The sequence below is a fragment of the Ilumatobacter sp. genome (assembly GCF_039969435.1).
Lineage (GTDB): Bacteria > Actinomycetota > Acidimicrobiia > Acidimicrobiales > Ilumatobacteraceae > Ilumatobacter_A.
The window spans coordinates 152,553-164,978 of the sequence record NZ_JBDVNU010000038.1; the positions used below are offsets into that span (position 1 = coordinate 152,553).

The window sequence follows — 12,426 nt, forward strand, 5'->3', positions numbered from 1 at the left end:
TACACGTCAGGCGTCGCCCCGGCCGGGGGGCCGCACTCCGTCATACGACCTGACGGATGTCTGCAACAATGCGTCGCAGGGAAGTCGTGTTCGTGCTGTTCCTCGTCATCGGTCCGATCGTCGGGTACCTGATCGGAAACCCCAAGGGCTACGGCGTGCTCGGCGCCGTGCTCGGATTCTTCCTCGGCTTCATCGGCTGGATCATCATGGCGGTCATCCCCGCCAAGAGGTAGCCGCTCGAACGGTGATCACGGTCCGACACTCTGTCCGATGGAGCGTTCGTCGTGCCATGCTGAACCGATGAGCGAGACCTCGTCGTCAGGCCGCCCGATCATCATCGCGGCGAACCGCCTTCCCGTGATGCGAGCCGACGGTGGGCAGTGGACACCGTCGCCCGGCGGGCTCGTGCGGGCGCTGTACCCCATGCTGCGCGAGTCGGGCGGCACGTGGGTCGGCTGGACCGGCGAGCCCGACGACGATCCGGAGCCGTTCACCGTCGAAGGGGTCGACCTGCGACCGATCCCGATCAGCGCCGACGAGATGACGCTGTACTACGAGGGCTTCTCCAACGACGCTCTGTGGCCGCTGTACCACGACGCGCTGCGCGAGTCGACCTTCGACAACGACCAGTGGCAGGCGTACCGGTCCGTCAACGAGCGTTTCGCCGCCGAGTTGGCCGAGGTCGCCCCGGACGAATCCGTCGTGTGGGTCCACGACTACCAACTCCAACTGGTGCCCGGACTCCTGCGCGAGCGACGTCCCGATCTGACCATCGGGTTCTTCCTCCACATCCCGTTCCCACCCGTCGATCTGTTCACGAGGCTTCCCTGGCGCGACCAGATCGCGACCGGCCTGCTCGGATGCGATCTGGTCGGCTTCCAGCGCCCCAAGGACGCCGCGAACTTCGTGGCCACCGTCGACCAGTTGCTCGACGTCGCGATCGACGGGAACACCATCGCCCACGGCGGACGCACCACCAGCGTCGGCGAGTACCCCATCTCGATCGACGTCGCCGAGGTCGAGGAGATCGCGACCGGTCGGGCGACGCGGCAGAGAACGAGCCAGATCCGCGCGCGGCTCGGCGATCCCGAGGTGATCATGCTCGGCGTCGACCGGCTCGACTACACCAAGGGCATCGGCCTGCGGCTCCGCGCGTTCGCGCGACTGCTCGAGGACGGGCGACTCGACCCCACCCGTCACGTCATGGTGCAGGTCGCCACCCCGACGCGCGAGGCCGTCGAGCACTATCAGGACGAACGAGCCTCCATCGAACGTCTCGTCGGGGAGATCAACGGACGGTTCAGTCGCATCGGGCTGCCGGTCGTCCACTACCTCTACCAATCGCTCCCCTACGACGAACTCGTGGCGCTCTACCGCGCCGGCGACGTCATGCTCGTCACGCCGTTCCGGGACGGGATGAACCTCGTCGCGAAGGAGTACGCAGCGGCGCACATCGATGGAGACGGCGTGCTCGTGCTGTCGGAGTTCGCCGGCGCCGCCGACGAGCTGACCGACGCCGTGCTCGTCAACCCGCACGACGAGCGCGCGCTGCAGGACGCGATCGTCGAGGCCGTCGAGATGCATCGACACGAGCGTCGTGGTCGGATGTCGGGCCTGCGGGACCAGATCCGCAAGAGCGACGTGCAGGGGTGGGCGGACCGGTTCCTCGCGGCACTCGACGTGGCGTCCACGACGAGGAAGGAATCATGACGGGGTCGCGAGAGGATCGTTCGCACGACGTCGCGCGGGTCGTGCAGGCCATCACCGGCCTTCCCCGCCCTCTGTTGCTGGTGTTCGACTGCGACGGTGTGCTCGCGCCCCTCACCGACCACGCCGACGATTCGGTCCTCCTCGCCGGCGTGTCCGACGATCTGACTCGGCTCTCCCTCGTCGACGACGTCACCGTGGCGATCCTGTCGGGTCGGTCGCTCGAGGGGCTCGCGCAGTTCCACTTCGGTGACTCGATCGTGGTCGCGGGAAGCTACGGCGGGGAACGGCGAGGAGCCGAGATCGACGCCCTCGGATCCGACGAGGAGCGACTGCTGGCCGAACTGGACTCCATCGCCGTCGAGGCCGTCGGTGCTGCAGGACCGGGAGCATGGGTGGAGCGCAAACCCACGAGCGTGGTGATCCACGTCCGCGAAGCCGAACCGGCACTCGGAGCTGCCGCCATCGCGGCGGCCAGGACCCGACAGGCACGGTTGCACGGCCACGAATGCCACGAGGGAAGCAACGTCCTGGAGCTGATGGCCCGCCCCGCTGACAAGGGTCGAGGCCTCACGGCCCTGCGTTCGGAGTTCCGCCCCGTCGCCACCGTGTACGTCGGCGACGACGTGCCGGACGAGGATGCGTTCGCCGTGCTCGACGTCGGCGACGTCTCGATCAAGGTCGGTGCCGGGTCGACGGTGGCCACGCATCGACTGCCCGACGCCGGGGCCGTGGCCGACGCCCTCCGCAGGCTCGCGGCGGGACTCGCCGCCCCCTCGGGCGACATCCGTTCAGAACAGCGATGACTGGCCGGCGGGCGGGGTGCGCCTGATCGCCGTCCACGGGACGTAGTTGTCCATGAACACCCACGTCCGCCGGTGGATCGCCGACGGACCGTAACCGGTGAGCGACGCCTTGTGGACCGGGCACGGGTACCCCTTGTTCGTGTCGAACGACCAGTGCGGGTAGTGCTCGGCCCACGCCCGCATCTCGCGATCGCGTACGACCTTGGCCAGGATGCTCGCCGCGGCCACGCTGAGGCAGCGCAGGTCGGCCTTGACGGCCAACTCCACCTTCGCCACCGATGGTGACACGAAGTCCCACGACCCGTCGGTCACGGCGACGTCGGGAACCACGGTCAGCCCGGCGATCGCCCGCCGTGCCGCCAGCTTCTGCGCCGCCGACATCCCGAGTTCGTCGCACTCCTGCTGCGTCGCCGACCCCGTCGACCACGAGATGCACCAGTCGGCGATCCGGTCGAACAGGAACTCGCGTCGCGCCTCGCTGAGCAACTTCGAGTCACGGATGCCGTTCACCCGGGTGTCATGCGGCACGACCGCCGCACCGACCGTGAGCGGACCCGCCCATGCGCCACGGCCGACTTCGTCGATCCCGACGACCGTTTCGAACCCGCGCGCCCAGAGCGACTTCTCGATCTCGCGTGTGGGCGCCCGCTTCGTCGACCCGGTGCGAGTGCGTGGTGCCATCGTGCGCCGGCGCTCAGGAGAAGCTGACGCCGTCGGCGTCAGGATCCGGATCGGCCCCAGGGGTCGCGCCCGGCGTGGTGCCCGCTGCCGGATCGCCGTCGCCGTGAGCGTCGCTGTTGCCGTCGACGGTGATCGAGAGCCCGGGGCGCGCACGCACGCGCTCGGGTGCGGGCCACAGCGCCTCGCCGGTCGCATCCGACGTCCTCCACTCGGGATCGACGTCGGGGGCCGAGAGTTCGACCGTCGTCGAGCCGTTCGTGGAGTGCTGCTCCCAGAGCACCGCCGGTCGTTCCCCGTGCCAGCGGACGGCGAACGACACGGTGGACGTCGCTGACGTGGGCACGCCGTGGACCTCGAAGTTGCTGCCGTGCCACGACGTCGGCATCCCGCCCGGCAGGAGCACCCCGCCGTCGGCGATGCGTCGCTCGATGGAGCGCACGAACCGCCCGACCGACGACCCGCGTCGCACGTCGGCGAACGAGGCGATCGCTCCGGCCGTCCCGGTCGAGGCGTCGAGCACGTCGCGCGTCGAGGCGAGTCGATTCGCCGTGCGGTCGATGTCGTTCGCCGCTCGCGCGTCACCTGCTCGGACGGCCACGATGCGGCAGGCTCCGAGTGCGGCGAGTGCGTCGGCGACGTCGTCGTTCGAGGCACCACGCCGGGCTGCGTGTCTGGCCACCCGCTCGGCCGGTTCGACCACGTCGAGCAGCCATGCATCGGCCGAGTCGCCGCATCGGACCAGCTCCGCCACGTCGAGCAGGAAGCCCACGGGATCGTCCGCTGCACTCACGGGACCTTCGAGCAGCAGGTCACATCGCGCAGCGACGAGCGCTTCGACCAGGCGCTCGTCGGGGAGCACCAGTCGGCTGGCCTGCTCGACCACACGGGTCCAACCGCGCACGACGGCCAGTGCGGGCGGCACGGCGGTCAGCCGGGACGGACCCGAACCGCCCGGGAACGGCAGAGCCACACGCGCGATCGCTCGGTGTCCGACCGGCAGCACGATGGACCCATCGGGCAGGTCGATGCCCTGGATCGCCATGTCGGACGGTGGACGGTCGGTGACGACACGAGGGCCGCTCAGCGCGACGGCGAACGGCAACGGAGACTCGTTCTCGAACTCCACGATCACGTTTCCGTCACCGTCGGGCACCGCCCAGACTCGCTGCACGGCGTCGCCGTCGGGAATGCGCAGACGCGTCTCCACGACCGGGGCGCCCTCGATGCGGGTCTGGCGAACCGTCGGTTCACTCGCCGGCACGTGCCAGCGGTCGTCGGCAGCGATGTACCAGTCCAACGCGACCGGACTCTCCTGGCCCCACGGAACGACTGCACCCCAGGGGGTCACGGTCCATCGGGCGAACTGGCCGGTCGAACCCAGAGTGATGCCTTCGGCGACCGGGGTACTCGCAGGGGTCGCCGGGCTCGCCACATCACTCACGGCGACCAGTCAACCAGCCCAGCCCCCACCCACCTCGTCGTTCCGGGTCAGAGCCGATGCGACGAGGTCCTGCGGCGAGGACTCACCTCGTCGCTTCCGTTCAGAGCCGGAGCGACGAGGTTCTGCGGTCAGTGGTGTTCGCTGGTGGCGTTGCGGTCCATCAGCGCCGCGAGGGCGGCTTCGGCGGAGCGACCCTCGTGACACACCGCCACCACCTGCTCGGTGATCGGCATCTCGACCCGGTACTCGGCCGCCAACTCCAGGACGCTGGGACACGACTTCACACCTTCGGCGACCATGTTCATCGACGACACGATCTCATCGATCGACTCGCCCTCGCCGAGGCGGCGACCGACCGTGTTGTTCCGACTCTGCGTCGATGCACACGTCGCGATGAGGTCGCCCATCCCGGCGAGCCCGGCGAACGTGGCGGGGTCGCCGCCCAGTTTCTCGCCGAGTCGCGTCATCTCGGCCAGGCCGCGGGTGATGAGCGTGGCGCGGGTGTTGTCACCGAAGCCCATCCCCTGCGCCATCCCCGACGCGATCGCGATCACGTTCTTCACCACGCCGGCCACCTCGCACCCGACGACGTCGGGGTTGGTGTAGACGCGCAGTGACGGGCAGGCGAACAGACGCTGGAGTTCTTCGGCGATCCGACGGTCGTCGATCGCCACCACGCTCGCCGCGGGTTGCCCACTGATGATCTCCTTGGCGAGATTCGGGCCGGTGAGCACGGCGATCGGATGACCGGGCATCTCCTCCTCGGTCACCTGGCTCATCCGCAGACGGGTGTCGCGTTCGAGCCCCTTGGCCAGTGTGACCACCGGGACCCACGGACGCAGGTGCTCGGCGACCAGACGGGCGACCTCCCGGTATCCGTGCGACGGGACCGCCATCACGATGACGTCCGACCTGCGCACGATCCACTCGAGGTCGCTGGTCGCCTCCAACTCCGCGGGGAGCGTGAAGGAGGGCAGGTAGTCGCTGTTCGTGTGCGCGTCGTTGATCTCGCTCGCCATGGCCTCGCGGCGCGCCCACAGCCGGGTGGATGCGTTGGCGCAGGTCATCGCCGCGACCGTCGTGCCCCACGACCCGGCCCCGATCACGCCGACTTCGATCCTCGTGCTTGCCATCCCGATCCCCATCTCCGGCTGGTCCGGCCCGATGCGCACCACCCGCACGAGAACGTAGCGCTTGGCGGTGCGTCGCTCCGAGTGTGCTCGCTCCGAAGGGTCCCTGCGATGCACGGACTTCCTACACTCCGAGTGTGAACGTCGCCGTCCTCGTGCCCGTCAAAGCGTTCACGCAAGCCAAACAGCGACTCACCGACGTGCTGTCACCCGACGATCGCCGCCGCCTCGCACGCACGCTCGCCGACGGAGTCCTCGCCGCAGCCGGTGAGGTACCCGCGTTCGTGGTGTGCGACGACGACGAGGTCCGGGACTGGGCCTCGAGCCGTGGAGCACACCCGCTGTGGACGGCCGAACTCGGTTTGAACGGAGCGGTCGACGACGGTGTGCGGTCGGTGGCGGCGATGGGCTTCGATCACGTGATCGTGAGCCACGCCGACCTCCCGCTGCCCTCGTCGCTCACGCACGTCGCTCGCCTCGGTGCGGCCACGTTCGTCCCCGACTGCCGCTGCGACGGCACCAACGTCATGTCCTTCCCGCTCGACCGGCCGGTGTCGGCGTCCTACGGGCCGGGCTCGTTCACCCGCCACCGTGACGCTGCGACCGCCGCAGGGCTCTGCGTGGAGATCCGCGTCGACGGGCACCTCGCGCTCGACATCGACACTGCATCCGACCTCACCCATCCACTCCTGCGAGAGGTACTCCCGACATGGCTGCCAACGATCCCGGTCAACCCCTTCACCCACGGGTACACGTGAACGGCACCGACGCCTGGACGCGTGATCTCCCCACACCGACCTCGGCCCTCGCGATCGGCGCACACCCCGACGACGTCGAGTTCGGTTGCGGGGGCCTGCTCGCGAAGTGGGCGGCCGACGGGTGCACGATCCACCACCTCGTGTGCACCGACGGATCCAAGGGCACGTGGGATGCCGACGCCGACGTGGTCGCCCTCGCCGCCCGTCGCCAGGTGGAGCAGCGCGAGGCTGCCGCTCGGTTGGGCGGGGCCAATGCGGGCGAGGTCCGGTTCCTCGGACACGTCGACGGCGAACTGGACAGTGACCTGACCGCACGCGGCGACGTCGCACTCGTGATCCGCGAACTGAAGCCGTCGGTCGTCCTCGGCCACGACCCGTGGAAGCGCTACCGACTGCACCCGGACCATCGTCACGCCGGCCTGCTCGCCGTGGAGGGGATCGTCGCAGCTCGCGATCCGCACTTCTTCAAGGAGCAGCCGTACCCCCATCACCGCCCCGACGCACTCCTGCTGTGGGAGGCCGACGAACCCGACCACGTCGAGGACGTGTCGGCATCGGTCGACACGAAGCTGCACGCCCTCCTCGCCCACGAGAGCCAGTTCGAGTCGACGATGAAGGCGGTCGACGACGCCGAGATCGAACGATTCCGCGAGAGGATCCGCACCCGGCTGGCCGATCTCGGTGCACCTCACGACGTGGATGCCGCCGAGGTCTTCAAACTGATCCAGAGTCTGTAGCCGATCAGGATCCCCCCATCGACAACGGCGAACGGGCGGCGACCCGCAGGTCACCGCCCGTTCGGCGTGTGTTCGATCGATACCGCTCGCCGAAGCGAGGCAGCACTACTTCTTGGCAGCGGCCTTCTTCGCCGGCGCCTTCTTGGCAGCAGCCTTCTTGGTCGCCGTCTTCTTCACGGCTGCCTTCTTCACCGCCGCCTTCTTGGCCGGAGCCTTCTTCGCGACGGCCTTCTTGGCCACGGCCTTCTTCTTCGCCGGAGCCTTCGTGGCTGCGGCCTTCTTCGGGGCGGTCTTCTTCACGGCAGCCATCAGGTCACTTCTTCTTCTTGCCGTTGAGGGCTTCCTTGAGCGTCGAGCTCGCCGAGAACTTCATCGCCGTCGATGCCTTGATCTGCACCGGTGCGCCGGTCTGCGGGTTGCGACCCGTGCGGGCGCTGCGCTGCGTGGTGGAGAAGCTGCCGAAACCGGGCCATGCGACCTTCTCGCCCTTCTTGGCTTCTGCGGTGACGTGATCGAAGAACGCACCGAGCGTCTTTTCTGCGTCGGCCTTGGTGACGCCTGCCGACTGGGCGACTGCGTCGAGCATTTCTGCCTTGGTTGCCATGTTGGAACCCTTTCGTGGATGGATGTGGAGCTGTTCGACCCGGCATGCGCCGGGGGCGACCCGGCCCCGTCGTGGAGCCGAATGACAGCCATGTGACTTGCATCGCACCCCCGAACGCAACCCTCTATGTCATTGCAGATGCAACGACCATCTCCGGCCGTCCAGGCGGGGCCTGGTCCGACGGCGCTCGGCGGGACCTGGAACAGCGGCGAACGCGGAGCGCGAGAGCCTGTCGACACCCTCGGTTCCGCCACGTCCGACACGTGTCGGGAAGATGAACACGTGTGTCGGGAAGATGAAGAAGCCGCAGCTCAGCGTGTCTTCGGCGCACCATCCACGAACAAGACGCAACGCCGCGACACACTGAGCTCCGTTGGACACGAAGACCATGTTGCACCATCCGATCGACACCTCTCAGGAGTGAATCTTGGCTGACCTTCTCGCTTCCCGTCCCTCGTCCGCCGACCCGGCGAACGACGACACCGAGCAGGGAGGTGAGTCCTCGACGGGAACACCGCTCGCGTCGAGCGGGCAGCGAACCCGGCTCGTGCTCGACACGTCGGTCCTGATCGCCGACCCGACGTGCGTCCTGGAATTCCGCGACGTCGACGTCGTCGTCCCCCTCACCGTCGTCGAGGAACTCGACGGCCTCAAGACGCGATCGGACGACGTCGGACGCGCGGCGCGGACCGCTCTGCGCACGCTCGAGGACCTGCGTGTGGAACACGGTGGATCGCTCGCGAAGCCGGTCACGACCGGCACGGGCACCACGACGTTGCAGATCGAGATCAACAACATCCGCAAGCACCTCCTGATCGAGCACGGGCTCGATCCGAGCATCCCCGACAACCGCATCATCGGCGCGGCGATCGGCCAATCCGACTTCGGTCCGACCACGATGGTCAGCAACGATGCCGCGCTGCGGATCAAGGCGGCGCATCTCGGAGTCACGGCGCAGGCACACGCTCCGAGTCGCTCCGGCCAGCCCGTCTCGGCGGTCGGGTGGACCACGATCGACGCGACGTACGAGAGCATCGACTGCCTCTACGCCGCAGGCGCTGTCGCGTGCGATGCCGTCACCGAACCGGGAGTCGACCTGCGTGAGAACGAGTTCGCGGTGCTGCGCTGCGGCTCGCAGTCGGCACTCGCCCGCACGGTCGGTGACGAGTTCGTGCTCCTGCCCCACGCCCCGGCGGAACCGTGGGGCCTGCGCCCCCGCAACAAGGAACAACGTTTCGCGCTCGAGCTGCTCCTCGACCCCGACATCTCGGTCATCGCCCTCGACGGACGCGCCGGCACGGGCAAGACCCTGCTCGCGATCGCGGCCGGTCTGGAGATGGTCGTCGAGCAACGACGATACGAACGCCTCGCGATCTACCGGCCACTCGTGCCGGTCGGCCGTGCCGACGTGGGCTTCCTCCCCGGTGGTCTCGACGAGAAGCTCGATCCGTGGATGTCGGCGATCCACGATGCGATCGTCGCGCTCACCGACCAGGGCAACAGCCACGACGCCCGGCGACTGATCGACGAACTCACCGAGCGCGGCCAACTGTCGCTCGAATCGGTGACCTTCCTGCGTGGGCGATCACTGCAGCGTCAGTTCGTCGTCGTCGACGAGGCCCAGAACCTCGAGCCCACGACCCTGCGGACGATCCTGACACGCGTCGGCGACGGTACGAAGGTGATCTTCACCGGCGACACCAGCCAGATCGACGCGCCCTACCTCGGCGAGGCGAACAACGCCCTCAGCGTGCTCACCTCGGCGTTCGCCGACCAGCGTTGCTTCGGCCACATCACGCTGACCGCGTGCGAACGCAGCGACGTCGCGAGCCTCGCCGCCGAACTGCTCTGATCGACGCTCGTCCACCGTCTCGGTGGACCTCGGGTGACCCTCGTCCCGTCCCTTGCGAATGCCTGCCGACGGGTTTAGTGTTAAATGCATCGGTCCATCCCCTTCATAGGAGCGACGACATTCCGGAGCCGCTCAGGACAGGAGTCCACATGGCCATCGACGAGAGCCAGACGCACCCGTCCGACCGGTCGTGGGTCGAGCACGATCCCGACTGGCGCGACCGGGCGAACTGCAAGGGCGACACGAAGTTGTTCTTCGCGAAGAAGGCCGAACGTCCCCAGGCACGTGCTCGACGAGAAGCCAAGGCGCAGCGCCTGTGCGACGACTGCGCCGTCCAGGTCGAGTGTCGTGACTTCGCCCGGGGAAATCGCGAGTACGGCTTCTGGGCCGGAGAGTCCGAAGAAGACCGCCACCTGCTCGGCTTCACCGTGTCGGCCCCCATCGGGATCCGAGCCCGCCGCCACCAGACCGCCTCGTGATCCGTCGTCGTCGTTGGTCACACGAGCCCCGGCATGCGTCGAAGCCTCACTGCAGCCACGTCACGCAACGCATCTGCTCGGACTGAACATCGCTTCAGCGCAGAGTGGCGAAGTTCTGCACCCAGTACTGGCGACCGGAATCGGACAGCGCGACGGCCACACCGATGTGGGTCAGGCGGCCGTCCAGAATGTTCGCCCGATGGCCCGGGCTGCTCATCCACCCCTGCACGACAGCTTCAGGCGTGGGATGTCCGCAGGCGATGTTTTCGGCCCAGCGACTGACGTCGAGGCCGGTTCTCAGAATGCGGTCGACACCGCGCGAGCCGTCAGACCCGATGTGCGTGAGGGTGTCGCTCCGACACGACTGGTTCTTCTGGTCCTGTGCGTGGAACGAAGCGGCGAGGGCGAGTTTCGGGATCACCGTCAGCGGAGGGATACCGAGCGCGGCTCGCTCGGCGTTGGTGCGCTTGACGACTTCGCGAGTGAAGCGATCCTCTGACGACTCGGTGGCAGGTGCCGGCGCGAGTGCTTCGGGCGCCGGAGCGACGGGGACCGGTGTGACGCGACGGGCCGTCTGGACTCCGTCGGTCCGGAGCAACTCACTGAATTCCGGGCGAGCGGACGCGAAGATCGCCCCGGGGCCATCGGGAATCAGCGCAATGGTCCCGAGCGCGACCATCGCGCCGACCAGCGGGCGGCGCGAGCGTCGATTCTGCCTGCGTAGTTCTACGTGGACGCCGCGACCCATGCACTGCTATCGGCAGCACCTGGCGGGTCCTTGAATCGCCTTCCTTCGATGGAGAGAGGCGAAGTCGATCACGACGCCAGACGGAACGACCTCGTCCGACGGGCCTGGTCCGAGCTGACACGACCCCGTGGTCGTGTCAGCTCGGCTCGATCAGGAGCGTGCTGAGGGAGTGCGCAGACGAACAGTGACGAACACGGCCACGCCGGACAGGAGCAGCAGTGCGCCGAGCTGCAGGATTCCCGACGATCCCGAGCCACCGGTTTCGGGGAGACTCCCCGTCCTCGTCCTCGGCGGCACCGTGCCGCCATCGCCGGCGACGGGATCGGTCGTGGTCGGGGCAGGGTCGGTGGTCGTCGTCGCTTCGGGCCTCGGCGGCACCGTGCCGCCGTCGCCAGCGACGGGATCGGTCGTGGTCGGAGCGGGGACGGTGGTCGTCGGGTCCCCCACCGGCGTGGTCGTGGTCGTCGCCTGCGGCTCGGTCGCGGTGGGCTGCGAGCAGTCGGTCAGCTCCTCATCGGTGAGCTGGCGAATGCTCGAGGTCTCTGCGACGGTGGAGGATTCCACCCAGGCACCGCCCTCGTATTCGTACGTGTAGCTGGTGGTCGTCACGGTCTGAACAACCGTGGTGTCGTCGCACTCGAACGTTCCGTCGACCGTGGTGACCTCGTCCTGCTTCGTCGGCTCGCAATCGATCTGCTCGGCGGCGGTGAGAAGTCTGGTGGTGGTTCCGACTCGCACTTCGTCCCCGAGCGACTTGACCCATCGGAAGTTGTCGTCGAGGACGAAGGTGTAGGGAGTGCGGAAGCTCTCGACCGTGACGGTGTCGTCGCCGGGTTCGCAGGTGCCGTCCGTGGTGCGCTCCTCGAATCCGTCGCCGGGCTTCTCGTCGCACGGCAACTGCTGGGCATTGACCACGCGGGTCTCGACCAACTCCCATCCGTCACCGGCGGGAGGGCTGGTCACCCATCCGCTGTTCTCCGGAGCTCCGGGGACGGATCGCGTCTCACCCGTTGCCGTCCAGGGACTGCCAGGGTTCGATGCGAACCACTTCCGTTCAGTCGTGGTTCCGTCGGGGACCTGATCGGTCACTCCGGTTTCGATGTAGCGATACTCAAAGTCGGGGCTGAAGGAGCCCGATCGCGAGCGACCGTCGTCCCAGATGGCGGCCCCGTAATCAGTCCACTCCGTCCATGCGGCCCCAGCGTCGTCGCGAGTGCGAGTCTGCTTCTGGATCTGCACAATGGTCTTGAACTTCTGCACCTCCTTGCTGTACTCGGACTCGGTCACCGTCGACGCTCGGGTGTACCGCTGCTCGACCACCTGCTGGTAGCAAGCAGTCGGAGAGTTCTCGACCGCAGACGCAGGAGCGGCTTCGGCGAAGGCGACCCCACCGGCCAGCATCGCCACGACCGCGAGGCCGCTGATCACGTGGTGTTTCAGTTGTTTCATGATTCTGTCCTCTGATGGCCGACGCCAGGAAGGG

At 68.0% G+C, this 12,426-nt stretch carries 14 protein-coding genes; 7 read left to right on the plus strand and 7 right to left on the minus strand.

The annotated features are described in order from the left end of the window. Nucleotides 1-56: 56 nt before the first annotated feature. From ABJK40_RS21855 to otsB, 3 genes are all read left to right on the plus strand, one after another. Nucleotides 57-233 (plus strand): hypothetical protein, encoded by a 177-nt coding sequence (locus tag ABJK40_RS21855; protein WP_348479206.1) that lies wholly within the window; start codon nt 57-59, stop codon nt 231-233. Between the two features lie 67 nt (nt 234-300). Beyond that, nucleotides 301-1,710, plus strand: a complete 1,410-nt coding sequence (locus ABJK40_RS21860; protein WP_348479207.1) for a trehalose-6-phosphate synthase — start codon at nt 301-303, stop codon at nt 1,708-1,710. Beyond that, the gene (gene otsB / locus ABJK40_RS21865; RefSeq protein WP_348479208.1) at nt 1,707-2,513 is read left to right on the plus strand and encodes a trehalose-phosphatase; all 807 of its coding nucleotides are present in this window, start codon (nt 1,707-1,709) and stop codon (nt 2,511-2,513) included. The genes ABJK40_RS21860 and otsB overlap by 4 nt, the downstream gene beginning before the upstream one ends. Here the strand turns inward: otsB and ABJK40_RS21870 are convergent. The 3 genes from ABJK40_RS21870 to ABJK40_RS21880 form a co-directional block, all read right to left on the minus strand. Next, the gene (locus ABJK40_RS21870) at nt 2,499-3,194 is read right to left on the minus strand and encodes a ribonuclease HII (RefSeq protein ID WP_348479209.1); all 696 of its coding nucleotides are present in this window, start codon (nt 3,192-3,194) and stop codon (nt 2,499-2,501) included. The two genes, otsB and ABJK40_RS21870, sit on opposite strands and share 15 nt — an antisense overlap. A gap of 13 nt (nt 3,195-3,207) precedes the next feature. Then, a complete protein-coding gene (locus tag ABJK40_RS21875) occupies nt 3,208-4,635 on the minus strand; it encodes a hypothetical protein (protein ID WP_348479210.1) in 1,428 nt (475 codons plus the stop codon). A 128-nt stretch (nt 4,636-4,763) separates the two neighbouring features. Then, nucleotides 4,764-5,768 carry an NAD(P)H-dependent glycerol-3-phosphate dehydrogenase gene (locus ABJK40_RS21880; protein ID WP_348479211.1) on the minus strand — a complete coding sequence of 335 codons (1,005 nt, stop codon included), beginning with the start codon at nt 5,766-5,768 and terminating at the stop codon, nt 4,764-4,766. Between the two features lie 134 nt (nt 5,769-5,902). Here ABJK40_RS21880 and cofC point away from each other — a divergent pair, with 134 nt between their 5' ends. Beyond that, nucleotides 5,903-6,523 carry a 2-phospho-L-lactate guanylyltransferase gene (gene cofC / locus ABJK40_RS21885; RefSeq protein WP_348479212.1) on the plus strand — a complete coding sequence of 207 codons (621 nt, stop codon included), beginning with the start codon at nt 5,903-5,905 and terminating at the stop codon, nt 6,521-6,523. Then, on the plus strand, nt 6,520-7,260 hold the full coding sequence (locus ABJK40_RS21890) for a PIG-L deacetylase family protein (protein WP_348479213.1): 741 nt from the start codon (nt 6,520-6,522) through the stop codon (nt 7,258-7,260). Before cofC ends, ABJK40_RS21890 begins: the two co-directional genes overlap by 4 nt. 105 nt (nt 7,261-7,365) lie before the next feature. Here the strand turns inward: ABJK40_RS21890 and ABJK40_RS21895 are convergent, their stop codons facing one another. Further along, the gene (locus ABJK40_RS21895; RefSeq protein WP_348479214.1) at nt 7,366-7,569 is read right to left on the minus strand and encodes a hypothetical protein; all 204 of its coding nucleotides are present in this window, start codon (nt 7,567-7,569) and stop codon (nt 7,366-7,368) included. Nucleotides 7,570-7,573: 4 nt separating this feature from the next. Next, nucleotides 7,574-7,864: an HU family DNA-binding protein gene (locus ABJK40_RS21900; RefSeq protein ID WP_348479215.1), complete on the minus strand. Its 291-nt coding sequence runs from the start codon at nt 7,862-7,864 to the stop codon at nt 7,574-7,576. A 427-nt stretch (nt 7,865-8,291) separates the two neighbouring features. Here ABJK40_RS21900 and ABJK40_RS21905 point away from each other — a divergent pair, with 427 nt between their 5' ends. Together ABJK40_RS21905 and ABJK40_RS21910 are read left to right on the plus strand one after the other, a co-directional pair. Further along, nucleotides 8,292-9,716 carry a PhoH family protein gene (locus tag ABJK40_RS21905; RefSeq protein ID WP_348479216.1) on the plus strand — a complete coding sequence of 475 codons (1,425 nt, stop codon included), beginning with the start codon at nt 8,292-8,294 and terminating at the stop codon, nt 9,714-9,716. 149 nt (nt 9,717-9,865) lie between these two features. After that, nucleotides 9,866-10,195: a WhiB family transcriptional regulator gene (locus ABJK40_RS21910; RefSeq protein ID WP_348479217.1), complete on the plus strand. Its 330-nt coding sequence runs from the start codon at nt 9,866-9,868 to the stop codon at nt 10,193-10,195. Nucleotides 10,196-10,289: 94 nt separating this feature from the next. On the opposite strand, the gene ABJK40_RS21915 is transcribed toward ABJK40_RS21910, so the two are convergent. Both ABJK40_RS21915 and ABJK40_RS21920 read right to left on the minus strand, forming a co-directional pair. Then, the gene (locus ABJK40_RS21915) at nt 10,290-10,874 is read right to left on the minus strand and encodes a CAP domain-containing protein (protein WP_348479218.1); all 585 of its coding nucleotides are present in this window, start codon (nt 10,872-10,874) and stop codon (nt 10,290-10,292) included. A gap of 219 nt (nt 10,875-11,093) precedes the next feature. Continuing rightward, a complete protein-coding gene (locus ABJK40_RS21920) occupies nt 11,094-12,392 on the minus strand; it encodes an LPXTG cell wall anchor domain-containing protein (RefSeq protein ID WP_348479219.1) in 1,299 nt (432 codons plus the stop codon). Between the last annotated feature and the right edge of the window lie 34 nt (nt 12,393-12,426).

Coding starts and splice junctions, on each gene's coding strand:
- ABJK40_RS21900 (WP_348479215.1), bottom strand. CDS start 7,864: ATGGCAACCAAGGCAGAAATGCTCGACGCAGTCGCCCAGTCGGCAGGC.
- ABJK40_RS21920 (WP_348479219.1), bottom strand. CDS start 12,392: ATGAAACAACTGAAACACCACGTGATCAGCGGCCTCGCGGTCGTGGCG.
- ABJK40_RS21855 (WP_348479206.1), top strand. CDS start 57: ATGTCTGCAACAATGCGTCGCAGGGAAGTCGTGTTCGTGCTGTTCCTC.
- ABJK40_RS21915 (WP_348479218.1), bottom strand. CDS start 10,874: ATGGTCGCGCTCGGGACCATTGCGCTGATTCCCGATGGCCCCGGGGCG.
- ABJK40_RS21860 (WP_348479207.1), top strand. CDS start 301: ATGAGCGAGACCTCGTCGTCAGGCCGCCCGATCATCATCGCGGCGAAC.
- ABJK40_RS21880 (WP_348479211.1), bottom strand. CDS start 5,768: ATGGCAAGCACGAGGATCGAAGTCGGCGTGATCGGGGCCGGGTCGTGG.
- ABJK40_RS21895 (WP_348479214.1), bottom strand. CDS start 7,569: ATGGCTGCCGTGAAGAAGACCGCCCCGAAGAAGGCCGCAGCCACGAAG.
- otsB (WP_348479208.1), top strand. CDS start 1,707: ATGACGGGGTCGCGAGAGGATCGTTCGCACGACGTCGCGCGGGTCGTG.
- ABJK40_RS21910 (WP_348479217.1), top strand. CDS start 9,866: ATGGCCATCGACGAGAGCCAGACGCACCCGTCCGACCGGTCGTGGGTC.
- ABJK40_RS21870 (WP_348479209.1), bottom strand. CDS start 3,194: ATGGCACCACGCACTCGCACCGGGTCGACGAAGCGGGCGCCCACACGC.